Here is a 24,858-nt window from a genome sequence, read left to right on the forward strand (position 1 = left end):
GGAGGACGAGCAGGTGACCGGATCGCACTCGCTCCGGCCCTTCCCTTCTTCCTTCCTTCCGTGAGCACCGACGGGTGCTCGTCGCCAGACGGCTGCTTTCCGCTCTCGCCGGACGGGCCGGGGCGCACGGCGTCGGCAAGACGGTGCCGTCCTGTCGGCCGTGCCGGTCACTGGACGTAGGTGTCACAGAGGTCGCGGACGGAGGGTGGGACGGGTGCCTGGTGGGACCAGCTGCAGACGGTGCGCATGTCGTAGCTGCTGGGGGGCTGGGTGGTGGGCGGGAGGGCAGGCCGTCGGCGGGGCGGGGCAGGGGCCTGCGAGCGGGGCCGGGTGCGTGGGGGAGGGGCGGGCCGCGGTGGCGCCGGTTCGACGACGGCGCGCGGCCGGGCGGGGGTGTCCGGGCGAGGGGGCCGGTGGTCTGCGGTGTCGTCGGGGCGCTGTGGTGTCCGGCGGTTGGGGTGGCGAGGCGTGGGTGTGCGGGTGGGTGCGGTGTGGACGAGTGCCGTACGCGGAGAGGCCTGTGTGGGGGGCGGGACGGGGGAGGGCGTGCGGGCGGCTGCCGCGGCCAGGCGCGGCCGCGGAGTGTCGGCGGGGACGGACACGCACCCGGCGGTGATGAGGACGGCGACGGCCAGGAAGGCGGCCCGGGCGGGACGGAGGCGCATGCCCTCACTGTGCTGGAGCGCCGCGCGGTGCCGGGTCCTACTCCCTGTTGATCACCGGCACGGGTGACAGCGGGCGCGTACGGCACCGCGGGTCCGGCGTGCTGACCGGTGGCCGCAGCGCCGGTGCCGGCGCTGGTGGGGTCGCGGCTCCGGCCGATGGCCGGACGTCAGGCGAGTTCCTTACGGACCGGGAGTCTGCATGCGCTGGCCGTCAGCTCCTGCCGCAGGCTCGGACTGGGGGCTGCGGCTTTCACCGACGGCAGTGTCATGTCCTTGATCGCTGTCGTGTCAGAGGGAAGTCCTTCCGCGCCAGGCCGAGCGTGACGGGGGACTGGAATCCGTCCTCCGCGATCGGTCCCCGGGCCGCCTCCCGCCGCGATCGCACGCGCGCGTTGCTGGGGCGCGGTGACACCGGTGGAGAGGTCGGCGAACCCGGGCGAGTGTTCGCCCGTTCAGCTGCCGTGCGCGACAGCCGCCTCAACGTGGCGTATGGCGCGGCCACCGCGCGGACCGGCTCGCGGGGGCATCTCCACGCCGTCGCCGATGATCCGTGGGGCGGGTGATGGATGCCTCACTGCCGCCTTGTGCAAGGGAGTGGACCCGTCACCATGCCAGGGCGGATGGTGAGCGGCATGAAGGATCACCCCATGGCGCCTGTCGTCCCTGCCGGTTCCGCCGACCCCCCCCTCCCACGGCCTGTCGTGCGGTACCGGGTCGCCGGTCCGGAGTCGGGCGCTGCCAGGGTCTGCGAGCGGGCGTGAGTGAGGTGTCCGCGGGTGTGGAGGCTGACGAGGTCCGCCGTTTCTGGGGCCGGCTGGGTCTTCCCGGGCTGGTTGACGTCCACACGCATTTCATGCCCGAACGGGTCCTGCGCAAGGTGTGGGGCTACTTCGACGCGCTCGGGCCGCTGACAGGTGGGCTCGAGTGGCCGATCACCTACCGGAAGGCGGAGGCCGAACGCACGGCTGTGCTGCGGGAGTTCGGCGTACGGGCCTTCACCGCGATGCTCTACCCGCACAAGCCCGGCATGGCCCAGTGGCTGAACGGCTGGGCGGCCGGCTTCGCCCGCCGCACCCCGGACTGCCTGCACACCGCCACTCTCTACCCCGAGCCGGGCGTCGAGGCGTACGTCCGGGAGGCCGTCGAGGCCGGCGCGCGCGTGTTCAAGGCGCATGTGCAGGTGGGGGCGTACGACCCGGCCGACGAACTCCTGCGGTCGGCGTGGGGGTTGCTGGCCGAGGCCGGGATCCCCGTGGTGATCCACTGCGGCTCCGGGCCCGCGCCCGGCAAGCACACCGGCCCCGAGCCGATCGCTCGGGTGCTGGCCCGCCACCCGCGACTGCGACTGGTCGTCGCGCATATGGGCATGCCCGAGTACGAGGAGTTCCTCGGTCTCGCCGAGCAGTACGGGCAGGTGCGGCTGGACACGACGATGGCGTTCACCGACTTCACCGAGCGGTTGACGCCGTTCCCCCGCCGGGCGCTGCCCCGCCTGTCCGCGCTCGGGGACCGCATCCTGCTCGGCTCCGACTTTCCCAACATCCCCTATCCGTATCTGCACCAACTGCACGCCCTGGAGTCTCTGGGCCTGGGAGAGGAGTGGCTGCGGGCGGTGTGCCACGACAACGCGGCCGGGCTGTTCGGAGTGTGAGCCCGGTCGTTGCGTTCGTCGTCCGCCGTGGAGCGAGCCTCGCACACGAGGGGGCTTGCCCGCTGCTGGAGCAAGGCCTCGGTGCGCAGGTGCGCCGGTCGCCACGATCCGGTGCGCCTCCGTGTGCGCGGCTGGGGTCGGGGTGCCCCGCGTGCCGTCCACAGGGCGGGGGCCGATTCCGTCTGCCGTCGCGTCCTGGCGGCGGCCGCGGCGCCGAGGACGCGCAGGTCGCGGAGGACCTCGCGGGCGGCGCGGGCGCCCGAGGCCGACGCGCCCTGCACCGACCCCGTGGCGCGCTGGTCGCCGCAGACGTACCGCCCCGGTGTGAGACCGCGCCCGCGTGCCGTGCGGAGCCTCGGAACTGCTCCCGCGCGGGTGACCTGTCCGCTCTCGCAGGCGGTTCTCCCTCAGGGGCGGGACCGCCTTGATCACCAGGGGAGCCGTCCGTCGTCCGCTCACCGTGATGGCGGGCCGTGCCGCTCGTCAGGCCGGCGGGGGCGGCACAGCAGTGAGCGGGGGCACCCCCCGACCCTTGTCACAACGGCTTGAGCCGGGAGCGCAGGAGGCAGAACTCGTTGCCCTCGGGGTCGGCCAGGACGTGCCAGCTTTCGGTGCCGGTCTGGCCGACGTCGGCGGGCCTTGCGCCGAGAGCGAGCAGTCGTTCCAGCTCGGCGTCCTGGTCGCGGTCGGTGGCGTTGACGTCGATGTGCAGCCGGAGCTTCTCCGGCCGTGGGTCGGTGGTCGGGCTGAGGACGAGGATGGGCTGCGGGCCGCCGAAACCGGCGTCGGGCGGGCCGATCTCGATGCTTCCGTCGTCCTCCCGGCCGAGTTCGACGTAGCCGAGGACGTCGCTCCAGAACGCGGCCAGCCGGTCGGGGTCCGCGGCGTCGATGACGAGTTCACTGATGCGGCATGCCATGGCCGTCACTCTACGAGATGACCTGGCGGGCTCGGCCGACGTGCAACTGCTGGTGGAGCGCGCCGGTCCCACCTGTCCGGAGCGCCTTGAGCAGCCGCTTCTGTTGCGAGCGGGGCGTGGCCGGGGTGCGCGTCGACTCGGCCGCGCTGCCCGCCGAGGGCCCCGACCTGCCGGGAGTCGTCGAGGGCCGCGACCCCCACCCGTACATCGACCGTGACGAGTCGCACGAGATCGAAGGGGTCCGCCGTCGCGCGCGGGACGCGGCGAGGCTGCGACGGTGATGACGGCCGAGCCCACTTCCCCCAGGGCTACGAGCCGGCCGGGCGCGACCCGCATCGGACGGCGCCGGGCACTCGTTCGGCGTCACGGCCGTGCGCGGCTTCGGCGACATGGCCGAGGAACGGCCGGAGTTCGGCCGGAAGGACGACCCGGACGCGCTGCGCCTGCTCACGCTCGGCCAGCTCGACGACGCGTTCGGCATCACCGACGCCGCGTACCGCAACACCGGCTACGACGCGCTCAGCGACGCCGAGATCGACGCGTTCCGGATCACGCCCGGGTACCGCGCCTTCCTGCGGACGACGCACGAGGAACGGTCGCGCCGCCCGTCCGCGATCCGTGACGTGCTCGCGCTGCCCGCGGATGTCACAGGGCTGCGCACCGCGCGGGACGTCGCCCGCGAGCTCGGCCGGTTCTCCACGACCGGCAACGCGAGCATCACGGTCCGCGGTGTGGTCGCGTCCGTCGCGGAACACAGCGGCGGCACGGTGACCGCCCGGCTGCGCCTCACCTCCCCGGGACCCGACGCGGCCGAGCGCCACGCCGCCCTCGCCGACGGCCTCGCGCTCGCGCACCCCGGCGAGGTCGAGACGCTCGACGTGAGCGCCGACGGCATCGACGTCACGGCCGCGGGCTCCGCCGCGCAGTTGCTCACGCTTCTCGGAACCGCACCCGACAGCGTGCCGCTCGACGAGGTGCAGCCCGCTCACCGGATCACCCGCGCGCTCGCTTCCGGCGCGATGAGCCACGGCGCGCTCGTGGCCACCGCGCACGAGGCCGTCGCGCACGGCGCGAACATGGTCGGCGCCCTGTCGAACAGCGGCGAGGGCGGCGAGCACCACTCCCCGTACGGCACCCTCCGCGGCTCCCGGATCAAGCAGTTCGCGTCCGGCCGGTTCGGCATCTGGGCGGGCTACCTCGCCGACCCGATGCTCCAGGAGCTGGAGATCAAGATCGGGCAGGGCGCGAAGCCGGGCGAGGGCGGTCAGCTGCCCGCGCCGAAGGTCACCGTCGACATCGCGGCGGCACGCGGCGGAACGCCGGGCATCGAGCTCGTCTCACCGCCGCCGCACCACGACACGTACTCGATCGAGGACCTCGCCCAGCTCATCCACGACTGCAAGGCCGCCCGGGTCCGGGTCGTCGTGAAGCTGGTGTCGTCGGAAGGCATCGGCACCATCGCGGTCGGCGTCGCCAAGGCCGGCGCGGACTTCATCAACGTCGCCGGGAACACCGGCGGCACGGGCGCCGCGGCCGTCACGAGCCTCAAGTACGCCGGGCGGTCGGCGGAGATCGGCGTCGCCGAGGTGCACCAGGCGCTCGTCGCCAACGGACTGCGGCAGAAGGTCGTCCTGCGCTGTTCCGGCGCGCACCAGACCGGCGGCGACGTCTTCACGTCGAGCAGCGCGTCGTGAAGTACCTGCGCGGCACGCTGGAGCGGTTCGGCGACGACGAGCTCGCCACGCTCATCGCGATCAAGCGCCTCGACGACTACAAGCACGCGCTCCGGCAGCGGAACAACCTCAGCGTGGACGCCCCCGGCACCTACGGCTGGATCGTCCACCAGAGCACGAAGAACGCCGGCCGCGTCCGCGCCGCCCGGTTCGACGAGCTGCTCGCGAACGCGGCACTCGCCGACATCGCCGGACGCCGTGTCCCGCAGGCTCCCACCGAGGCGGTGACCGCGTGACCCTCATGCCCCCGACCGGGTCCCTCATCCCGGCCGACGCGCCCTTCTCCGCCGAGCAGGAGGCCTGGCTCGCCGGGTTCCTCGCCGGCGTCGCGGCCGCCGCACGCCGGGACACCGCCGCGGGCGACGCGCCCGCGGCGACGATCGACGTCCTGTTCGGCACGCAGACCGGGGAACGCCGAGTTCCTCGCCGGTGAGGTCGTCGCCGGGGCCCGCGCACGCGGCCTCGGCGGGACCACCACCGCCCTCGACACCGTCACGCCCGAGCGGCTCGCCGCGATGTCCCACGTGCTCGTGGTCACCTCGACGTACGGCGAGGGCGAGATGCCCGACAACGCCGGTCTCTTCTGGGAGGCGCTCCAGGCCGACACGGCACCGCGGCTGGAGGACCTGAGCTACGCCGTCCTCGGACTCGGCGACCGCGGGTACGACGACTTCCGCCAGGCCGCGAAGCTCATCGACACCCGCCTGGAGCAGCTCGGAGCCACCCGGTTGCACGACCGCGTCGACTGCGACGTCGACTTCGAGGAGCCCGCCACGGCCTGAACCGCCTGTCCTTTCTGGACCGGCCCACCGGCCAGGTCATCCGCCGCCACGAACGGGACCGGCCCGGCGAACTCATCCACGTCAAGAAACTCGGCCGGATCCCCGACGGCGGCGGCCACAGGGTGCTGGGCCGCCAGGCCGGCCGCGCCACCCGCAGCAACATGGGCTTCGACTACATCCACTCCGCCGTCGACGACCACTCCCGCCTCGCCTACAGCGAGATCCACAACAATGAGAAGGCCGCGACCTGCGCCGGCTTCTTGCGCAGGGCAGCAGCCTTCTTCGCTGATTGCGGGATCGACCGCGTCGAGCGGGTCCTGACCGACAACGCCTGGCCCTACCGCAAGAGCTTCGCCTGGCGCGATGCCCTGGCCGACCTCGGCGCGGCCGGCAAGCTCACCCGCGCCTACCGGCCGCAGACCAATGGCAAGGTCGAACGCTTCAACCGCACCCTGCTCGACGAATGGGCCTACCTGCGGCCCTACAACACCGAACGCACCGACGCCCTGGCAGACTTCCTGCACACCTACAACCACCACCGCAGCCACACCGCACTCGGCGGCCAGCCACCGATCACCCGCGTGAACAACCCTGCGGGTCAATACACCTAGGGCCTGCCCGGACGGGGACGTCTGCCCGCCGCCGCGAGATCCCCTCCTCGGCCGCGCCGTCTGTCGTGCGCCTGCGCCGGTCCCGGTCCGCGGAGGGGTTTCGCGCCATGATGGAGACCCACGACAGCGCAAGCGGCTGTGCGGTACCTGACCGCACGCGCGGCGAAAGGCGATCCGTCCATGGAGCTGACCCTGGTGGTTCTGATCATCATCGTCGCGCTGACGTTCGACTTCACCAACGGCTTCCACGACGCCGCGAACGCGATCGCCACCTCCATCTCCACCAGAGCCCTCACTCCCCGCGTGGCGCTGGCCATGGCGGCGGTGATGAACTTCTGCGGCGCCTTCCTGGGCACCGAGGTCGCCAAGACCGTCGGCAGCGGCATCATCGCCGCGCCCGAGGACTTCTCGGGCCTGGTGCTGGTGCTGTGCGCGCTCATCGGCGCGATCGGCTGGAACGTGTTCACCTGGTGGCGGGGACTGCCGACCTCGTCCTCCCACGCCCTGATCGGCGGACTCGTCGGTGCCGCCCTTGCCGCCTCGGCCACCGTGCACTGGTCCGGCATCGTCGACAAGGTCCTGCTGCCCATGCTGCTGTCCCCGCTGGTCGGGATCGTCCTCGGCTACGGGCTGCACACGCTCATCCTGTGGGCGTTCCGCCGTGCCGCTCCGCGCCCCGTCACCCGCCGCTTCCGTGTGGCGCAGAGCGTCTCCGCCGCGGCCATGGGCCTCGGCCACGGGCTGCAGGACGCGCAGAAGACCATGGGCGTGATCGTGCTCGCCCTGGTCACGGCGGGCCGACAGGACGACTTCTCCGTGCCCGTCTGGGTGATCGCCGCGGTGGCCGCGGCCATGGCCGCGGGCACCTACAGCGGTGGGCGCCGCATCATCACCACGCTGGGCCGGCGCATCGTCCACCTCGACCCCCCACGGGGATTCGCTGCCGAGACCGCCGCCGCGGCCGTCCTCTACACCACCGCGTTCGTGGTCAAGGCCCCGATCTCCACCACCCAGACGATCACCGCGGCCATCCTGGGCGCCGGCGCCACCCGGCGGGCCCGGGCCGTACGCTGGCAGGTAGCCCGCTCCATCGTCACCGCGTGGGTCCTCACCTTCCCCGGAGCCGGGGTGCCCGCCGCGGCGTTGTACCTCATCCTGCACGCCCTCACCGGACTGTGACCCTCGCAGGAGGCCGCTCATGCCTGCCACGCCTGCTTCCCGCCCGCCCGGGGCGCCGCGGGCCGGGTTTCCCGACGGTCTGCCGACGCCCGGCCGCTTCGCCCACCTGCATCCCGACGACGGAGCCTGCCTGATGGAGGCGGCCGCCCTGCTGGCCACCGGTCGCTTCACCGACAGTCCCCGCTGCACCGATCCGGCGCTCGCCGCCCTCGCCCGCGCGGTCAACGACAGCGTCAGCGAGCCCGCCCGCCAGGCCCTGTGGCCGTTGGCCGCCGACCTGGCCGACGCCCGTCCCGTGGACCGGACCTACTCGCCCGTGCTGATCGGCATGGTCGTGGATGCCGCCCGTCGTCTGCGGCCCGCATCCCGGCGCCTGCGGCGAGGCAGTACGGCGTGCCGCGCTCGTGCCGACCGGCTCGCCCACGCACGTACGCCCGGGGTACCGGCCCGCATCGCCGACCTGCTGTGGTGGCGCGGCCCGGGCCACCACCACCTCGAACACGCCCTGCGCGTCCTGAGCGCCGCGCCGGACGCCGATCTGCGCCTGTCACAGCTCCTGCGTCAGGCCGTGTACGACGCACGGGCGACGACGTCCGGCGCGTCCGCGACGCCGGGACCGGCGACTCCGCCGGGAGCGAGAGGGCTCCGGCCGGTCCCCGGACTCCTTCGCGCCGATGTGCATGGCATGCGTGTGAGGGGGTAGGCGGTTCGTCGTCGGCCCGGAGCGGGCCGGCGACGTGCGGGGGACGAAAATGGGGAGGGAAGCATCATGACGACAGTGACTGCGGCCGGCACGGACACGGAGATCGCAAGCCTGCCGGAGGTGGCCGACCCTTCCAAGGTGGCACCGAAGGATGCCCGCGAACTGTCCCGTCTGTTCTTCGATCAGCTGGCGGTACTGGAAGAGGGCACGCCCGAGTACAGCTACGCCCGCGGCACGCTGATCGAGATGAACATGTCCCTGGTCCGCTATGCGGCCGGCCGGTTCCGCAGCCGCGGTCCGGAGGAGATGGAGGACATCGTCCAGGTCGGGATGATCGGCCTGATCAAGGCGATCGACCGGTTCGAGCTCACGCGTGAGGTGGAGTTCACCTCCTTCGCGATCCCCTACATCGTGGGGGAGATCAAGCGGTTCTTCCGCGACACCACCTGGGCCGTGCACGTGCCCCGGCGCCTGCAGGAAGCCCGCGTCCAGCTCGCCCGCGCCACCGAGGAACTCCGCAGCCGCCTCGGCCGCACCCCGACGGTCAAGGAACTGTCCGAGCTGATGAGCCTTCCCGAAGAGGAAGTCATGGAGGCCCGGCTCGCCTCCAACGGCTACAACTCCACCTCGCTGGACGCGGCGCTCAGCACCAGCGACGACGGTGAGACCGCCCTGGCGGACTTCATCGGCGCCGACGACCAGGCCCTGGAACTCGTGGAGGACTTCCACGCCCTCGCCCCGCTGATCGCCGCCCTCGACGAGCGCGACCGGCAGATCATCCACATGCGGTTCGTCGACGAGCTGACCCAGGCCCAGATCGGCGAACACCTCGGCGTCTCCCAGATGCACGTCTCCCGCCTGCTCTCCCGCTGCCTGGCCCGGCTGCGCGAGGGAATGCTCCCCACCAGCTGACAGCGGACGGGCCACGCCACCCCGCGCGCCCGGTGAGCCGGCGGATCACCGGCCGCGCGTCATAGGTGTCGCCCGCCCCTGCTCGCGCAGTCCCGGCGTCCTGTGTCTGCGAGTATGAACTGTATGGACCCGCGAAGCAGGAACCAGGTGCGGGCGTCCGGCCGGCCGGGCAGACCGGCAGTGACGCCGGCGCACGGGTTCGGGTGCGAGCGGAACACCCGGCGCCTGGTGGCGCCGGCGCTGGAGCGCGTGCGCACGCTGGTGCCCTCCGCCCCCGTGGGTGCGGGCCCCTCGGATCCGCCGGCGTGGAGCACGCAGCGGTACTCCGGCCCGGGACACCACGGGCGCCCGGGACCGGGGCAGGAGCTGACCGCTGACGCGATCACCGCGTTCGCCGGGAGACTGCGATGATGTCCAAGGCCGACGGGAACCAGGGCTCCGACCCGGATCCCGCAGAGGGCTCGAACGACGGCCGGACGTTCTCCGCGCTGCTGGAGGACAGCGTCGAGGATCTGTACGAGAACGCCCCGTGCGGGTACGTGTCCACCCTGCTCGACGGGCACATCGCCAAGATCAACGCCACCCTGCTCGCCTGGCTGGGCTACCGGCGCGACGACCTGATCGGCCGAAAGAAGTTCTCCGACCTCCTGACCGTCGGCGGGCAGCTGTACCACGAGACACACTTCGCGCCGCTGCTGCGCATGCAGGGCGAGATCAGCGGCATCGCGCTGGAGATGAAGGCGGCCGACGGCAGCCGGCTGCCGGTCCTGGTGACCTCGACCGTCAAGAGGGGCAGCGACGGGCAGCCGCTGCTGATCCGGACCACCGTCTTCGACGCCCGCGACCGCCGCGCCTACGAGCAGGAGCTGCTGCGCGCCCGTCAGGAGTCCGAGCGGGAACGCGAACGCCTCCAGCAGCTCGCCACCACGCTCCAGACGACGCTGCTGCCGCCCACCCTGGCGAACGTGCCGGGCCTGGACGTGGCCGCGTACTACCACATCGCCTCGATCGACGAAGTCGGCGGCGACTTCTACGACCTGTTCCCCCTCGGACACGGGACGTGGGGGCTCTTCCTGGGCGATGTGTGCGGCAAAGGCGCCGCCGCAGCGGCCATCACCTCCCTCGCCCGCTACACCCTGCGCGCCGCCGCCGTCTACGACCCCGACCCGACCGTGGTCCTGGGCAACCTCAACACGGTTCTCAACCACGAGTACAACGGCACCGACCCACGGTTCTGCACCGTCATCTTCGGCCTGCTCACACCCGACGGCGACCAGGGCGGCTTCCGGATCACCCTGGCCAGCGGCGGCCACCCGCCCGCACTGCTGATACGCGCCGACGGCACCGCCGACTTCCTGCCCACCCCCGGCGGCCAGCTCATCGGCGTCCTCCCCGACGCGGACATCGCCACCACCACCTTCCGCCTCGATCCCGGCGACACCCTGCTCCTGCACACCGACGGCCTCACCGAGGCCCGTACCGCCACCCGCGACAACCGCTACGGCGACGACGCCCTCCTCGACCTCGTCCGCGCCCTGGCCCCCACCACCGCCCAGCGCATCATCACGGCCATCCGAGAACTCCTCGACACCCTCGGCACCGGGGTGGACGACGACACCGCCGTCCTGGCCGTCCATGTGCCCCGACCCGGGCGTGAAGAGCGGCAGTGAGCCGGAAGTCAGCGCTGTGCGCCCCGTGCGCGGCATGAAGGGAGCTGCCGGGCACGGGGCGCACGGTGATCGCGGGACCGGCCATGAGCGCCGGAGCGTGCGGTACCGAGGTGGGTCAGGAAGCGACGAAGCGGGCGATCTCGCCGAGCACGCCCGTGTCCGCGAGGAAGCCGATGTGGGTCTGGCAGAGCACGTTGTTGTTCGTCGCGCCGTCCAGCCGGGTGCTGGTGTACGGGATGATGATGCCGTCGCACGCGGAGTACCAGGTGGCGTACCTGGTGCTGCCCGGCGTCTCGTCGCCCGCGGTGATCTGGGCGATGAACGACGAGCCCGGGTACATCTGCTGGCAGGTCGTGTAGATGAGGCAGGCGCCGGCGTAGGTGGTCCCGTGGTTCGCGCCGGCGATCGAGGCGAGGTGGCTGACGTTGGCGTTGCCGCCCAGCACCTTCAGGTAGTACTGGCTGACGAGGCCGCCCATCGAATGGTTGACGATCGCGACTTTGCTCGCACCGGTCCGCGCCTTCACGTTGTTGACGAAGGCGGCGAGCCCCTGGGCGTTGGTGACGTTGTTCCCGTAGGAGTCGTACTCGTAGGCGAAGAGGTTGGAGCTGGACCAGCCGTTGAGCCGGAAGACGCTCATGGCGGTGACCCAGTTGGACGCGCTGCCGGTGTACCCGTGGACGAAGACGACCGGCGTGCTGGTCGACAGCGGTTGCACGGCGGCGTCGGCCGCCTGGGCGGCCGAGGCGGCCGGTGCGGCCGTGGGGACGGAGCCGGCCGCACTGGCCGTCGACGCTGCGGAGAACAGGGTGAGTGCGGCCGTGACGGCCGCGAGACCACCGAGGATCCGGCGCGGGGAGCGACGACGCATGGAGCCCTCCTGACGAGGATGCGGGTTGCCTGACGCGAACAGAGTCGCGGGGCGGGCCGCGGGCTGGATCAGTGAAATCACCAGCGCGAGTGAGGACGCCGAGCGTGACGTGCCGGCGGGGGAGACGGCCGCTTCCCCCGTCCGGGATCCGCCTCGAGCGGGTGGGAGGACCTCGGGCCGGTTCGACGCATCGACCGCCCGCGCGGTCCGCCGCCGGCACCGCCAGGGCGGCCGCCGGGTTCGCCGACCGGGCGGGCTCGGTCCGCGTACGTCACCGAGGGCAAGGCCGAGTCGGTCACCGAGTGGGGAAGTGCTCCTCAGGTCCGCTCGTGGGACGCGTGCGGTGGGGACGGTGTCGCGGCGTGCCCGAACGCGGGGCGACGGCGGCTCGCGCGGACCGTGCCGATTGAGGGATTGCCGCTCGCCCGGCGCGGGCAGGGAGCCAAGCAGCACGTGACATGCGCACGCCCACCTTCCCCCACAGGAGGTCGACCATGCACGCACGCACGTTCGTCCGCACCCTCGCCGCCACCGTCGCGGCGGGCCTCGCCGTGGCGGGCGGCCATGCGCACGCCGCGCCGACGGACGCCGATGCGCAGGCCGTCGCGGCCCGCGTCGTCACGTACGACGCCAGTGCGTCGGCGGAGTTCAGGGCCGCCGTCGACCGGGGCGCGGCGGTCTGGAACCAGAGCGTGGACAGCGTCGAGCTGCGCCCGGCGGCCGCCGGACAGCGTGCCAACATCCGCATCCTGGCCGACGACGGCTGGCCCCGCGCCCTGACCACCTCGCTCGGCAACGGAACCGTCTACATCGGTCGGCAGGCCGTCAACCAGGGCTACGACACGGTCCGGATCTCGGCGCACGAACTCGGCCACATCCTGGGCCTGCCGGACCGTAAGCCCGGCCCGTGCACCAGCCTGATGTCGGGTTCCAGCGCCGGCGTCTCGTGCACCAACCCGTACCCCGACACGGCCGAGAAGGCCGAGGTCGAGGACAACTTCGGTCTCCTGGCCACGCGTCCGGCAGACGTCCCGCACGACGTGCTGCTGGTGGACTGACCCACGACAGTGGGCGGGGGCGATCCGCCCCCGCCCACAGCGGTCGACTCCCGTCGTGCCCGGCTCGCGGCAGCTTCGACGTCGGCGACGGGGCCGACGGCGGCGCTGCCCGCGTTACCCGTCCCGCTGACCGGTGCCGGTCAGCGACGGGCTGTTGTTCCCGAAGCGCGGGGCGTACAGCCCTCTCGCCGGTCAGAACGGCAGTCGGCCGCGTGCCCGCCGGCCGGCCGAGCCGCTGCGGCCCACCGCGCGGGAGCCGGAGCTGAAGGGCTTGCTGAGGAGACGCCCCAGCGGGCCGGGAGCCTTGGAACCGGTCCGCGACCCGATGCCCAGGGCGCGATGGGCACCGTTCTGCGGGTGCCGGGACAGGCGCGGCAGCAGGAAGGCAAGCACGGCGAGAAGAACGCACAGGCCGATGACACCAGCGATCACCATCAGGAACTCCCCACTACTCGGCAGCATGTTCGCTGTATCCGTTCTGATGACACCGACTGCCCGCGTGGGCCGTGAACACGCATCGTCGTCGGGCGGTCTTCCTGCTACGGCCGGTGCCACCCGGTGAATACGGTGGAAGCATGAGCAAGACAGCGCTGATCGTCATCGACATGATCAACACGTACGACCACAAGGACGCCGAGTTGCTGCTGCCCGCGGCGGAGTCGGTCGTGCCGGTCGTGGCCGGCCTGCTGGAGCGAGCGCGCGGCAAGGGCGTACCGGTGATCTACGTCAACGACAATTTCGGTGAGTGGCGCTCGCACCACGGCGAACTCCTCGACCAGGCGATGTCGGGACCGCACGCACATCTCGTGGAACCCCTACGGCCCGACGACTCGTCGCTCTTCGTCGTCAAGGCCCGCCATTCGATCTTCTTCGAGACGCCGTTGTCGTACCTGCTCCGGCAGCAGGGGATCGACCAGCTCGTGCTGTGTGGTCAGGTGACGGAACAGTGCGTCCTCTACTCGTGCCTGGACGCTCACATCCGCCACTTCGACGTCACCGTCCCGCGTGATGCCGTCGCCCACATCCACGCCGACCTCGCGCGCGCCGCCCTGCGCATGATGGAGCGCAACATGAGTGCGCGGGTGTGCGACAGCGGCGAGCTGTGGCAGTGACGGACCGGCGCGTGCGCACGCGGGCTCGTGCGGGGCGACGTGCGGTCCCCGGGCGGGGAAGGCGGTGAGGCCGCGGGCGCGCCGCGAAGCCCGGACCACTGAACACGGCGGGCGGGGGTAGTCGGTTTCGGCAAGGTTCCCTCTACGAAAGCGAAGCCCGTTCCATGGCCGAGACACGAGACGTTGTCGAGCTCATTCTCCAGGACCACCGCAGAATGGAGGACCTGTTTCGTCTGATGCGCAGCGTCGAAGCCGACCGCGCGGCAGCGTTGCGGGAGTTCGCCGATCTGCTGATCGCGCACGCGCTGGCCGAGGAGGCGAAGGTGTACCCCGCCCTCAAGCGCTACAAGAAGATCGACGACGAAGAGGTCGAGCACGGCGAGGAGGAGCACGAGGAGGGCAACAAGGCACTCCTCGAACTCCTGGAGGTCGAGGAGGTCGGTTCCGAGGACTGGGACACGAAGCTGGAGGAGCTCGTGGAAGCCGTCACCCACCACGCCGACGAGGAGGAGCGCACCATCCTCAACGGCGCACGCGAGAACGTCGCCATGGAGCGCCGGGAGGAGCTGGGCCGTGCGTTTCTGGAGGAGCGTGAGCGGCAGTTGAAGGAGGGCTGCGGCGCTGTGGACAACGTGCGCCGTATCGTCCGCTCCTGACCGGCGAGCCCGTCGCCGCGACGATCGGTCCTCCGGTGACGGGTGGGTGGGGGAGGCGGTGGGGGAGAAGAAGGCTCAGGGGCCGCCCGGCGCTCGGCGAAAGCCCGTCCCGCACCGGTCGGACGGGCTTTCCGCGCCCTCGCGCACTGCGCAGCGCCTCGCGCGCTCCCTCTCGCATACTCCGCGGCGCCTCCGCATTCCGCGGGACGGAGCGCGCGACGGCTCCTGGGTTTGTCCGAGTTGCAGGCCGCGACGGAATCACCCCGGGGAGAGAACTCCCCGCCTGTCACGCGCCGTCGGGCCGGGGTGCGGGGGTCCGTGTGTCGGGATGGTGCCCGGGGCCTTCCTCCTGAGTGATGAGTGGGGTCGGGGACAGCGCCGTGTCCTCCTCACCCGGTTCGAGGAGGGTGGCCGCGGCGCCGACGATGAGCGGGTCCGGTTTGCCCACCGCCTCCTCGTCCTTGGCCGCGTAGTCGATCCGGTGGAGAAGGCTGCGCATGGCCTCGAGGCGGGCACGTCGTTTGTCGTTGCTCTTGACGACGGTCCAGGGGGCGTGTGCCGTGTCGGTGGCGCGGAACATGTCCACCTTCGCAGTGGTGTACTCGTCCCAGAGATCGAGAGACCGAAGGTCGGTCGGAGAGAGTTTCCACTGGCGGACCGGGTCGACCTGGCGGATCGCGAAGCGCGTACGCTGCTCCGCTTTCGACACGGAGAACCAGAACTTCACCAGGAGGATGCCGTCCTCCACCAGCATCTTCTCGAACACCGGACATTGTTCGAAGAACAGCTCGTATTCCTTCTGCGTGCAGAAGCCCATGACGCGTTCGACTCCTGCCCGGTTGTACCAGGAGCGGTCGAAGAAGACGATTTCTCCCGCCCCGGGGAGATGGTGGACGTAGCGCTGGAAGTACCACTGGCCCTTTTCTCGTTCCGTGGGCTTGTCCAGAGCCACGATGTTGGCGCCGCGTGGATTGAGACGTTCGGTGAAACGCTGAATGGTGCCGCCCTTGCCCGCGGCGTCCCGGCCCTCGAAGAGCACGACCAGACGGCCGCCGGTCTCTTTGATCCACCGCTGGAGCTTGAGCATTTCGATCTGCAGGACCCGCTTGGTTCGCTCGTACTCCCTGCGGCTCACTTTCTTGTCGTACGGGTAGTTCTCCCGCCAGGTGGTGATCGGCTCTCGGGCTCCGTCGAGCAGAATCGGTTGTTCCGGTCGGCGGTCGTCCACCGTCAGCCCATCCAGCAGGCGTGCCTCAGTCTCATCGCGGTCCATTCGGCCATCGCTCCCCGTGTGACCAGTCGTATATTTTGAGTTTCACGGAGCGTTTGCCCGAAACGCTGCGCTTCTCACCTGTGTGCGCGAAATGGGAAAGCGGTCATGTGCGGAAATCCGAGACGACCGCGGAACGGGTGCGGCCTTCGCTGTCCGGTCACCGGAGCAGGCCGGAGCAGACAGGTCACGCGGGGTGATCGGGGCGGAGTCCGCGGCCGGCCGTGTCGCCGCTCGGGCGGCCGGCGTCGTCACGGCGTACGAGGGCGGGAACCAGGCCCGACTCCTCTGCGTTGAGCAGCACAAAAGCGCTGCGAGGGAGTTTGTATGGCGTACGGACCACCGCACCGCGGCCCCGGACCACAGGGCCTCACCCGACCCGGTCCGGCGCCGCGCGGTGAGCGGGCCAAGGGAGCGGCCGTCCTGATGGGCGGCTGGATGGCCCTGCTGTGGCTGCTGGAAGTGATCGACGCGATGAGCGGTCACGCGATGGACACCTTCGGCATCACGCCGCGCGAGGTGGGCGAACTGCGGGACATCGTGCCCGCCGCCTTCGTGCACTTCGGCTTCGACCATCTCTCGGCGAACAGCGTGCCGCTGCTGGTTCTCGGTTTCCTCGCCGCGCTGTCCGGGGTGCGCCGCTTCCTCGCCGTCGTCATCGTGATCATCCTCGCCAGTGGCCTGGGCGTCTGGCTCACGGCACCCGGGAATTCCACGACCGCGGGCGCCTCCGGCGTCGTCTTCGGCCTCTTCGGTTACCTGCTGATCCGAGGATTCGTGGACCGCCGTGCGGTCGACGTGGTCATAGGCGTCCTCGTCGGAGCGGTCTACGGCTCGATCCTGTGGGGCGTACTACCGACGACGGCCGGCATCAGTTGGCAGGGACACCTTTTCGGACTGGTGGGCGGGGTGGCCGCAGCCTTCGTGTTCCGCCGCCCCCGCGAGGCGTGATGTGACCGAGTCCCGGCGTCGGGGTGCGGCGGAGCGGCGGGCTCAGAGTCCGGTGACCTTGGCACCGGCCGACAGTTCGTAGACCAGCGTGACCGTGCGGCGGCCGCCGGGAGGGAGAACCACGTCCCATCGGGCGATGCCTTCCGCGTCGACCGCGGCGGGCGCCGGATGGCAGGCTTCCCTGCGCAGGCGGACCTCCACCGCCGAGATCTCGGAGACGGGGATGCGCTCCCGAAGGGTCACCGTCCGCTCGCCCCGCTCCCCGGGAGCCGAGAACCGGGACAGGTGCAGCCGGACCGTGTGGGTGGTCACGGTCCGCTGGGTCAGGCCGGTGGAGGCGTGGGACTCCTCGGCATGCCGGACCACCCGGTAGTCGTCGCGGCTGCCGAAGGCGAGCTCGACGGGGGCGCCGGGGGCCGTGAAGTCCAGCGTTCCGCGGCCGCTGAACCCGCTGTCGCGGACCAGGTCCACAGGCCCGGCGAGCAGCGCGTGGCCGGACCGGTTGTCGAACCGCACCACCTGGGTGACCAAGGGGGACAGTTCGGCCGCGCAGACGTACTCGCTCGTCGCGGCCGAGGTGAAGGCGGACAGCGGCACTCGGTGGCCGCGGCCGTCGGCGGGCACGGAGACCTGCGCGGGGGAGTGCAGCACGCGTGCCTCGCCGCCGTCGGCCAGCCCCGGCAGTCCGACCACCGGGGCGGGGCCGAGGTCCCCGATCTCCTGTTCGCGCACTTCGACGTCGACCGTGCGGCGCTCCGCGGCGGTACGGTCCTCGAGGGTGAGGCGGTCCTCGCGCAGGCGTGGTGGCTCGGCGGCCAGCGCGGACCGGGCCGTCGACAACGTGAGTCGCACGTCCGACCAGTCCTCGCCGGTGCGCTGCCAGACCATCGCGTCGGTCTCCAGCGTCAGGGAGTCACCGTCGAGCACGGCCCGGTAGGCGGGTCGCCACAGCGCACACGAGGTGAGGTGGCTCAGTCGCAGTGCCACCGGGCCGGCGACGGCGGCCTCCACGGTCAGCTCGATGTGCCCCACCAACTCGGCGGGCGCCCTCTCGGACAGGTCCATGGCCCGCCGGACCTCCGCGAGTTCGGCAGCGAGGGAGGTCAGTCGGGCTTCCACGGCGCGCAGTTGCTCGCCGTACGCGTCCCGCTCGCCGTCCACCCGGTCCAGTTCGCGTGCCCAACGGGGGCCGTCGGTCGTCCCGAAGCCCGCGCCCTCACCGATCTCCCGCAGCAGATCGGCGGCGAGGCGGCCGAGCAGGTCCAGGCGCGACCGCAGACGATCGCGTCGTTGCCCGAGGGTGAGCTGCTCCTCTTCGAGGGTGTGCGCGCGGTGGCGGAGGGCGGAGTCCTCGTCGGTGGGCGGCTGCGGCCCGCGGGGAGTCCAGGTGCGGACGATCCGCACGTCGAGCACGGTCGCGGGGTGTTCGGCGGTCAGCTCGGCCCGCAGGGTACGGTCGACGGCCAGCGCACTGACCGGACCGAGCCGCAGTCGCTGGACTCCGGCCTCCAGGTCGAGCACGACGGCTCGCTCGACGTGGGCGCGGTCCTCCAGACAGGTGACGGCGGTGACGGGAAGGGGGATCGGCTTCGGGGCCGTGGACATGGTGGTGTCAGCTCCTGCGGTTGCCGCCGACCAGGGCCTTGCCGGCCGGGATGCGGATCTCGTAGCCGCCGTCGAGGGCGGTGGTGCCGCCGGCGGGCAGGGTCACCCGCCAGACGCGTGTGCCCGGGGCGTGACGGTCGGGTCCCGCGCCGTCCTCGGGTGCCGTCCAGTCAGCTCGCTCCTCGATCCGCACGTCCGGTTCGGAGGTGACCGGCACCCGCTCGCGAACCTCGACGGTGACCGGCCACCCGAGCCGGTTGGCCAGCTCCACGTGGACCCGGTGGTCCAGCACGGTGACGTTGTTGCGCAGACCCGAGGTCGACTCGTGCAGGGTGGTACGACGCGTGACCCGGATGCCCTCGGCCGGCCCGAGCCCCACCCGGCGCACACCGCCGGGGGCGAGCGTGGGCAGCGCCGCGGTCAGCAGGAACTCGTCGTCGACGGTGACCTCCACCGGGCCGGCCAGCAGTGCCTGGTCGGTGGCGTTGGACAGCACCAACGTGGCGTACACGGTCTGTTCGACCGACGGTACGCAGAGGTACTCGGTGCGCAGACCGACCGGGACCTCGCCGACGGTGACGGTGTGCCAGGTGCCGTCCGACGGAATGTCGACCCGGGCGGCGGCGTCGAACCGGTGGTCGAAGGAACCCGCCGACTCGCGGGGCCGCACGGCCTGCCCGGGCAACGGCAGCAAGGCCACCGCCTCGGCCCGGCGGCGGTACTCGGCCGCCACCGGGTCGAAGGGAACATCCGGGAACAGCCGGCCTCTGCGGTCGTCCTGCTCGTCCGGGCCGCACAGGACGAGCGCGGCGTAGTCCAGCTCCGTGCTGCTCGGTTGCGGCGGACCGGCCACCGGTCCCGCGGCCGGCGGCGACTGCGGACCGGCCGTCGACGCCGCAGGTGGTGGCGGTGACGGCGGGCCGGCCATCGGTGCCCGAGGCGGCGCGGCCCCGCCAGGAGCCGCGGGTGCCATGGCGGCGGGAGCCGCGAAGGACGCGCCGGTACGAGCTCTGCCGCCCGGTCGCGACATGGCCGGCTGCGCCGCGGGCGGCCCGCCGTAGCCCGGCGGCGCCGGCGGCGGTGGCGGGACGGGAGCGGGCGCGAAGCCGCCCGCGGCCGCCACAGGCACGGGACCGGCCCCCGCGGCCTTGCGCGCCGGAGCCGTGACAGGACGAGGGCCTGCGGCGTCGTACCCGCTGAACAGATCGGCGAGCCCCGCCGGGGGTTCGCGCCACCCGGAACCGCTGGGGGCGGGCTGACGGCGTCCGATCCGGATCGAGCGCAGCCTCGGCAGGTCGGTACGGCGCCGCAGGTCGGCGGTGGCCAGGGCGACGCGTACGCCCGTCCAGTCCTCTCCGGTGCGCTGGGCGACCGAAGCACGCAGCACCAGGCGGCCGCTGTCGTCGCCCTGACGGTGGGTGAGACGGTAGGCCGGCACCCAGACGGCGCCCGGCACCCCGTACTCCAGCTCCAGTTCCACCTCCGCGTCACCGGCGCCGTCGAGGGTCAGCACCGCGCACACCGTGCTGTCGACGTGCGCTGACGGGGCGTCGGTGGAAGCACGGACGAGCCTGTCCGTCGCGACCGTGAGCTCGTGCTCGACACGGTGCAGCGCTTCCTCCAGCTCGACGAGGCGCGTGTGCAGGTTCGTCAACCGCTGCTCGACGAAGTCTGCGAGCTCCAGCCACGCGTCGACCGGGGTGCGGCGGTGCGGGTCGTCACGCTTGCGGGCCGGCGGCACCGGGTGCAGAGCCCTCACCTCTTCGATCAGGCCCAGCTGCCGGTCTCGGCGTGCCTGGGCCGCCGCGAACTCGTCGCGCAGCCGCTCCACCTCGCGCCGGACCTGGTCGGGCGTGCCGCTGTCCAGCGGTTCCGCGTCGACCTGCGTCCGGACCTCGACGACGCGCACGCCGACGCCACGGCGTACTCGGGCCCGCAGGGAGCCAGGGTCCAGGGAACGGGGCAGTCCTGTCACCCGCACCCGGCCGTCCGGCGGCACGCTGCCCCGGGCCAGGCGGTGACAGACCGCGCCCTGCGCGTACACCACGACCGAATCGAGGGTCGACCCCCAACCCTGCGCCTGCTCAGACCTCACGTGCTCCGCCCCCCGCCGTGTCCGTACCGCGCAAAGCCTACGCCTGGCGGTGTGCGTGTCCCGTCGGCCCCGATGCCGGTGCATCTCACCGACACGACAGGAACGGGAATCGCTCACTGCGTGTGAAGCCGTGGTGGGCACAGCTCGGTCGGAGAGTCGGCCCGGGGCCGGGGGGGGGGGGGCGGGCCCCGGCGCGGGGGGGGGGGCCCCCCCCCGGCCGCGGCGTTCGGGGAGATCCCGGATGGTCGGGATCGTCCCCGTCGCGGCTCGACGATCGCTCGAGAGGCACTGGACGGCGTCCACCGAGCGGTGCGTCAGCTCCGGGTCGCCGCCTCGAACAGCGGCCGCAGGAACCGCGCGGTCACGCCCGCGCCCTCGACGATCCGGTCCGGGGTTCCCTCGGCGACGATCCGCCCGCCATGTGCGCCCGCGCCGGGACCCATGTCGATGATCCAGTCCGCGCAGGCGGCCACGTGCAGATCGTGCTCGGCGATGACGACCGAGTTGCCGGACTCCAGCAGCACGTCGAGGGCGTCCACGATGCGCTGGACATCGCGGGGGTGCAGCCCGGTGGCGGGCTCGTCGAGCAGCACCATGCCGCGGCTGCGCCCGTCGCTGCCCTGGAGGATGGCGTTGGCCAGCTTCAGCCGCTGGGCCTCGCCGCCGGAGAGTTCGGTGCCGGCCTGGCCTAGCTGGAGGTACCCGAGCCCGGCGCGGCGCACGGCGTCCAAAGTGGCCACGAGGGCCTTGGGCGTGGTGAAGAACTCGGCGGCCTCGTCCACGGTCATGGCGAGCACCTCGTCGATCGAGCGGTCCTGATAGCGCACGGCCAGGATCTCCGGGGTGAAGCGGCGGCCCTCGCAGACGTCGCACTCGACCCACATGTCCGGCATGAAGTGCAGGTCGACCTGGCGCCTGCCGTACCCGGTGCAGGTCTCGCAGCGCCCGCCGGGGGAGTTGAAGGAGAACGCGCCGGCGCCGAGGCCGAGGCCGCGGGCGCGCGGGGTGGCCGCGTACAGCTTGCGGATGAGATCGAACGCCTTGGTGTAGGTGGCGGGGCAGGAGCGCGGAGTGCGGCCGATGGGATCCTGGTCGACGACCGTCACCCAGTCCAGGGCCGCCGCCCCCTCGATCCGGGTGAGCGCCTCCGGCCGTTCGCCACGCAGGGTGGCTGTGAGGCCGCCGCCGAGGGCGTCGTGGAGCAGGCTGCTCTTGCCGCTGCCGCTGACGCCGGTGACGCAGGTGAGGGTGTTCAGCGGGACGGTGACACGGTCCAGCCGTACGTTGTGCACGTCGACGCCTATGAGGGTGACCTGGCCGGCCGCACCGGCCTCCCTCCGCTTGGGACGGCGCACGCGCGGTCCGCGGCCGGCGAGACAGGCGCCGGTGACGGACTCGGGGACGCGGCGCACCTCCTCGGGCGGGCCCGAGGCGACCACGGTGCCGCCGCGCCGTCCGGCCTCGGGTCCGAGGTCCACCACCCAGTCGGCCAGGGCGATGAGTTCGGGGTCGTGCTCCACCAGCAGCACGGTGTTGCCTGCGTCGCGCAGGTCGGTGAGGATCTCGCGCAGCGGGTGCTTGTCGGCGGGGTGGAGTCCGGCGCTCGGCTCGTCGAGGACGAAGATGATGCCGGTCAGGTCCAGGTTCAGCTGCGCGGTGAGGCGGGCGCGCTGGAGTTCGCCGCCGGACATGGACGGGGCGGTGCGCAGGGGCTGGAGATGACCGAGGCCCAGTGCGCTCATGAGCCGTAAACGCTTCTCGAGGTCGGGCAGGAAGGTGGCGGCGACCTCGCGCTGCATGGGGGTGAGGGTGGGCTCGACGGTCCGCGCCCACGCGTGCAGTTCCTCGACGGGCTTCAAGACGACCTCCGGGTAGGTCAGGCCGCCGACCCGCAGGGTGCGCGCGACCTCGCCGTATCCGGTGCCCTCGCAGGCGGGGCACGGATCGCGCCGCATGAAGCCCGCGTAGTGCTGCCGGGCCGACTCGCTGCCCGCGGTCTCGTGCAGCCGCGTGATTTCGGCGAGGGCGCCGTCGAGGGGGACGCTGCGCTCGACGGTGGCCTCGCTGCCGGACTTCTTCTGACGCGTGGTGATGCGGAAGGTGACGGGCTCGTCGCCGGTGCCGTACAGGACGGCGTGCCGGAACGCCTCGGGCAGCTGCCTCCAGGGCAGTTCGAGGTCGGCGCCGTACCGTTCGGCGAGCGCGGGCAGGGCGAGGTGCTCGCCCGACTGGGCGCGGTCGAACCAGGCGCCGGCGCCCTGGAGCAGCGGCAGGTCGGGGCGGGTGACGACGGCGTCCGGGTCCGGGCGGACGGTGGCGCCCATGCCGGCGCACCGCTTGCAGCGGCCCTCCATGCTGTAGCGGTCGAAGTAGGCGCTGGTCAGCCCGCGCAGTGCGGGGTGTTGGACGGCCTCGGGGCCGAGCGCCGGCATGCGGGCGAAGAGCAGGCCGAGGAAGTCGTTGAGCCCGGTGATGCTGCCGAGGGTGGAGCGTTCGCTGCGGTTGAGCCGGCGCTGGTCGACGGCGAGCGTCACGCCGAGGCCGCTGATCCGCTCGAACTTGGGCCGGTTCTTGGGGGAGATGAACTGCCGGAAGAAGGGCGAGATGCCGTTCAGGTACCGCAGTTGGGCTTCCGCGTGGAGGGTGTCGATCGCCAGCGAGGTCTTGCCGCTGCCGCTCACCCCCGTGAAGGCGACGATCTTGTTCTTCGGGAAGGTGACGCTGACGTTCCGCAGGTTGTGGGTGCCGGCGCCGACGACGGTGATCGCGTCGTCACCGGGGGCCGCGTTCATCGAGTGACTCACTCCGCTCCTTCGCGTGCACCATTTGACTTCTCGAGGCTACTCTCAAGATAGTAATCTCGTGAATCTTACTCGCTTGATGGCCTTGGGCACGCTCCAGAACGTGGGTCCGCTGCACGGCCACGAGATCCGTCGCATCGCCGAAGTGACGAGCGTCAGCAGTTGGGGCGGGGTGAGCGTCGGGGCGCTCTACCGGGAACTGCGCACCATGGACGAGGACGGGTTCGTCCAGCCCGTACGCACCGAGCAGGTGGGCCGGCGCCCGGCCCGCACCGTGTACCGGATCACCGAGGAGGGGGAGGCGGAGCTCGCGAAACTCCGCGAGGAGGCCGTCGCCCAGGTGCACCACGGCACCGATCCCTTCAGCGTGGCGCTCCTGTTCACCCGCACCAACGACCTGCCGACCCTGCGCGGCCTGCTGCTGCGGCGGCGGGAGGCCATCACGGCGATGCGCAACAACATCGACGCCGAACGCAGGGCCCTGGTCGAGGCGGGCTCCATCGGCCCGCTGGACGACGCGATGTTCCAGCGCAGAGTCATGCAGCTCGAAGCCGACCTCGCCTGGCAGGACGTGCTCGACAAGGCGATCGAGGAACCCGCCGCCGCGACCGCGGACATCACACAGGAGGACCAGACATGACCGTGATCGAAGCCCACGGGCTGGCCCGGACCTTCAAGGCCCCGCACGGGGAGGTCGCCGCCGTGCGCGGGGTGGACTTAACCGTCGAGGGCGGCGAGATCGTCGGCTTCCTCGGCCCCAACGGCGCCGGCAAGACGACCACTCTGCGCATGCTGACCACCCTGCTGCGCCCCACCGCCGGAACCGCCCGCGTCGCCGGGTGCGACCTGCTCGCCGACCCGGTCGGAGTGCGCCGCCGGATCGGCTACGTCGCGCAGGGCGGCGGCGCCAACCCGGCGGAGGTGGTCGCCAACGAACTGCTCCTGCAGGCCCGGCTCTACGGCCTGTCCAAGGCCGAGGCCGCAGCCCGCATCGCCGACCTGGCCGAGCGCCTGGGACTCGCCGGGCTGGAGACGCGCCTGGTCGGCAGCCTCTCCGGCGGGCAGCGGCGCCGGCTGGACATCGCGCTGGGACTGGTGCACCGCCCGCCCCTGATCTTCCTGGACGAACCGAGCACCGGCCTGGACCCGGCCGGCCGCAACCAGCTGTGGGACCACATCCGCAGTCTGCGCGACGAACTCGGCGCGACGGTGTTCCTCAGCACGCACTACCTCGACGAGGCCGACGCCCTCTGCGACCGCATCCTGATCATGGACCAGGGCGCCATCGTGGTCGAGGACGGGCCGGAGGAGCTGAAGAACCGGGTCTCGGGCGACACGGTGACCCTGGAGGTGGCGCCGGAGGACGTGCGCACCGCCGAGGACACGGTCCGCGCCCTGGCCGGGACCCGCGACGTCGCCGTCACCGGAAACGCCATCAGGTTCCGCGCCGAGCACAGCAGCCGCTCGATGGTCGAGTTCATGCGGGCTCTCGACGCCCGCGCCGTCGACCCGGTCTCCCTCCAGGTCGACCGGCCCACGCTCGACGACGTCTTCCTCACCCTCACGGGGCGCCAGGCCGACGCGGCCGCCCCCGTCGGCACCGTCTGACCCAGG

General features: G+C 72.1%; 23 protein-coding genes and 3 pseudogenes. 17 read left to right on the forward strand and 9 right to left on the reverse strand.

The annotated features are described in order from the left end of the window. Positions 1–167: 167 nt before the first annotated feature. On the reverse strand, positions 168–665 hold the full coding sequence (locus ACIBBD_RS17740) for a hypothetical protein (protein WP_399420331.1): 498 nt from the start codon (positions 663–665) through the stop codon (positions 168–170). Between the two features lie 745 nt (positions 666–1,410). Between ACIBBD_RS17740 and ACIBBD_RS17745 the strand changes: the two genes are divergently transcribed. Continuing rightward, complete coding sequence (locus ACIBBD_RS17745) at positions 1,411–2,316, forward strand: amidohydrolase family protein (protein ID WP_399420464.1); 906 nt, start codon at positions 1,411–1,413, stop codon at positions 2,314–2,316. Between the two features lie 224 nt (positions 2,317–2,540). Here the strand turns inward: ACIBBD_RS17745 and ACIBBD_RS17750 are convergent. Next, a pseudogene (locus tag ACIBBD_RS17750) lies at positions 2,541–2,675 on the reverse strand (amine oxidase); the annotation flags it as partial. 176 nt (positions 2,676–2,851) lie between these two features. After that, positions 2,852–3,235 carry a VOC family protein gene (locus tag ACIBBD_RS17755; protein WP_399420332.1) on the reverse strand — a complete coding sequence of 128 codons (384 nt, stop codon included), beginning with the start codon at positions 3,233–3,235 and terminating at the stop codon, positions 2,852–2,854. Between the two features lie 86 nt (positions 3,236–3,321). Between ACIBBD_RS17755 and ACIBBD_RS17760 the strand changes: the two genes are divergently transcribed. The 10 genes and pseudogenes from ACIBBD_RS17760 to ACIBBD_RS17805 all read left to right on the forward strand — a co-directional run bounded on the left by ACIBBD_RS17760 (position 3,322) and on the right by ACIBBD_RS17805 (position 10,825). Continuing rightward, positions 3,322–3,516, forward strand: coding sequence for a hypothetical protein (locus ACIBBD_RS17760; RefSeq protein ID WP_399420333.1), 195 nt, complete (start codon positions 3,322–3,324; stop codon positions 3,514–3,516). Between the two features lie 90 nt (positions 3,517–3,606). Next, a complete protein-coding gene (locus tag ACIBBD_RS17765) occupies positions 3,607–4,929 on the forward strand; it encodes an FMN-binding glutamate synthase family protein (RefSeq protein ID WP_399420334.1) in 1,323 nt (440 codons plus the stop codon). Then, positions 4,926–5,204 (forward strand): hypothetical protein, encoded by a 279-nt coding sequence (locus ACIBBD_RS17770; protein ID WP_399420335.1) that lies wholly within the window; start codon positions 4,926–4,928, stop codon positions 5,202–5,204. The genes ACIBBD_RS17765 and ACIBBD_RS17770 overlap by 4 nt, the downstream gene beginning before the upstream one ends. After that, positions 5,201–5,401, forward strand: a complete 201-nt coding sequence (locus tag ACIBBD_RS17775) for a hypothetical protein (protein ID WP_399420336.1) — start codon at positions 5,201–5,203, stop codon at positions 5,399–5,401. Before ACIBBD_RS17770 ends, ACIBBD_RS17775 begins: the two co-directional genes overlap by 4 nt. 34 nt (positions 5,402–5,435) lie before the next feature. Next, a pseudogene (locus ACIBBD_RS17780) lies at positions 5,436–5,750 on the forward strand (flavodoxin domain-containing protein); the annotation flags it as partial. Further along, positions 5,741–6,361 (forward strand): annotated as a pseudogene (locus ACIBBD_RS17785) (integrase core domain-containing protein); the annotation flags it as partial. The pseudogenes ACIBBD_RS17780 and ACIBBD_RS17785, both read left to right, overlap by 10 nt. Before the next feature lie 180 nt (positions 6,362–6,541). After that, entirely contained in the window at positions 6,542–7,540 is a 999-nt protein-coding gene (locus tag ACIBBD_RS17790) for an anion permease (RefSeq protein ID WP_399420337.1), read from the forward strand. A gap of 19 nt (positions 7,541–7,559) precedes the next feature. After that, the gene (locus tag ACIBBD_RS17795; protein ID WP_399420338.1) at positions 7,560–8,243 is read left to right on the forward strand and encodes a hypothetical protein; all 684 of its coding nucleotides are present in this window, start codon (positions 7,560–7,562) and stop codon (positions 8,241–8,243) included. 66 nt (positions 8,244–8,309) lie between these two features. Beyond that, positions 8,310–9,155: an RNA polymerase sigma factor SigF gene (locus ACIBBD_RS17800; protein ID WP_399420339.1), complete on the forward strand. Its 846-nt coding sequence runs from the start codon at positions 8,310–8,312 to the stop codon at positions 9,153–9,155. Between the two features lie 410 nt (positions 9,156–9,565). Beyond that, positions 9,566–10,825 (forward strand): SpoIIE family protein phosphatase, encoded by a 1,260-nt coding sequence (locus ACIBBD_RS17805; RefSeq protein WP_399420340.1) that lies wholly within the window; start codon positions 9,566–9,568, stop codon positions 10,823–10,825. A 115-nt stretch (positions 10,826–10,940) separates the two neighbouring features. Here the strand turns inward: ACIBBD_RS17805 and ACIBBD_RS17810 are convergent, their stop codons facing one another. Next, on the reverse strand, positions 10,941–11,696 hold the full coding sequence (locus ACIBBD_RS17810; protein WP_399420341.1) for an esterase/lipase family protein: 756 nt from the start codon (positions 11,694–11,696) through the stop codon (positions 10,941–10,943). A 494-nt stretch (positions 11,697–12,190) separates the two neighbouring features. Between ACIBBD_RS17810 and ACIBBD_RS17815 the strand changes: the two genes are divergently transcribed. Further along, positions 12,191–12,754, forward strand: coding sequence for a snapalysin family zinc-dependent metalloprotease (locus ACIBBD_RS17815; RefSeq protein WP_399420342.1), 564 nt, complete (start codon positions 12,191–12,193; stop codon positions 12,752–12,754). Positions 12,755–12,946: 192 nt separating this feature from the next. Here the strand turns inward: ACIBBD_RS17815 and ACIBBD_RS17820 are convergent, their stop codons facing one another. Next, complete coding sequence (locus tag ACIBBD_RS17820; protein WP_399420465.1) at positions 12,947–13,189, reverse strand: DUF6411 family protein; 243 nt, start codon at positions 13,187–13,189, stop codon at positions 12,947–12,949. A gap of 140 nt (positions 13,190–13,329) precedes the next feature. Here ACIBBD_RS17820 and ACIBBD_RS17825 point away from each other — a divergent pair, with 140 nt between their 5' ends. Both ACIBBD_RS17825 and ACIBBD_RS17830 read left to right on the forward strand, forming a co-directional pair. Continuing rightward, the gene (locus ACIBBD_RS17825) at positions 13,330–13,866 is read left to right on the forward strand and encodes an isochorismatase family cysteine hydrolase (RefSeq protein WP_399420343.1); all 537 of its coding nucleotides are present in this window, start codon (positions 13,330–13,332) and stop codon (positions 13,864–13,866) included. A gap of 164 nt (positions 13,867–14,030) precedes the next feature. Next, a complete protein-coding gene (locus ACIBBD_RS17830; RefSeq protein WP_399420344.1) occupies positions 14,031–14,522 on the forward strand; it encodes a hemerythrin domain-containing protein in 492 nt (163 codons plus the stop codon). A gap of 286 nt (positions 14,523–14,808) precedes the next feature. On the opposite strand, the gene ppk2 is transcribed toward ACIBBD_RS17830, so the two are convergent. Next, positions 14,809–15,795: a polyphosphate kinase 2 gene (gene ppk2, locus ACIBBD_RS17835; protein WP_399420346.1), complete on the reverse strand. Its 987-nt coding sequence runs from the start codon at positions 15,793–15,795 to the stop codon at positions 14,809–14,811. A gap of 423 nt (positions 15,796–16,218) precedes the next feature. Between ppk2 and ACIBBD_RS17840 the strand changes: the two genes are divergently transcribed. Further along, positions 16,219–16,743, forward strand: coding sequence for a rhomboid family intramembrane serine protease (locus tag ACIBBD_RS17840; RefSeq protein ID WP_399420466.1), 525 nt, complete (start codon positions 16,219–16,221; stop codon positions 16,741–16,743). 42 nt (positions 16,744–16,785) lie between these two features. Here ACIBBD_RS17840 and ACIBBD_RS17845 read toward each other — a convergent pair whose 3' ends face one another. The 3 genes from ACIBBD_RS17845 to ACIBBD_RS17855 form a co-directional block, all read right to left on the reverse strand. Further along, positions 16,786–18,348, reverse strand: a complete 1,563-nt coding sequence (locus tag ACIBBD_RS17845) for a mucoidy inhibitor MuiA family protein (protein ID WP_399420347.1) — start codon at positions 18,346–18,348, stop codon at positions 16,786–16,788. 7 nt (positions 18,349–18,355) lie between these two features. Further along, the gene (locus tag ACIBBD_RS17850; protein WP_399420348.1) at positions 18,356–20,443 is read right to left on the reverse strand and encodes a DUF4139 domain-containing protein; all 2,088 of its coding nucleotides are present in this window, start codon (positions 20,441–20,443) and stop codon (positions 18,356–18,358) included. 314 nt (positions 20,444–20,757) lie between these two features. Then, positions 20,758–23,247, reverse strand: a complete 2,490-nt coding sequence (locus ACIBBD_RS17855; protein ID WP_399420349.1) for an excinuclease ABC subunit UvrA — start codon at positions 23,245–23,247, stop codon at positions 20,758–20,760. A 76-nt stretch (positions 23,248–23,323) separates the two neighbouring features. Between ACIBBD_RS17855 and ACIBBD_RS17860 the strand changes: the two genes are divergently transcribed. Both ACIBBD_RS17860 and ACIBBD_RS17865 read left to right on the forward strand, forming a co-directional pair. Next, a complete protein-coding gene (locus ACIBBD_RS17860) occupies positions 23,324–23,884 on the forward strand; it encodes a PadR family transcriptional regulator (protein WP_399420350.1) in 561 nt (186 codons plus the stop codon). Next, positions 23,881–24,852 carry an ATP-binding cassette domain-containing protein gene (locus ACIBBD_RS17865; protein WP_399420351.1) on the forward strand — a complete coding sequence of 324 codons (972 nt, stop codon included), beginning with the start codon at positions 23,881–23,883 and terminating at the stop codon, positions 24,850–24,852. The genes ACIBBD_RS17860 and ACIBBD_RS17865 overlap by 4 nt, the downstream gene beginning before the upstream one ends. Positions 24,853–24,858 lie beyond the last annotated feature (6 nt).

Source organism: Streptomyces sp. NPDC051315, assembly GCF_044455165.1.
Taxonomy (GTDB): Bacteria; Actinomycetota; Actinomycetes; order Streptomycetales; family Streptomycetaceae; genus Streptomyces.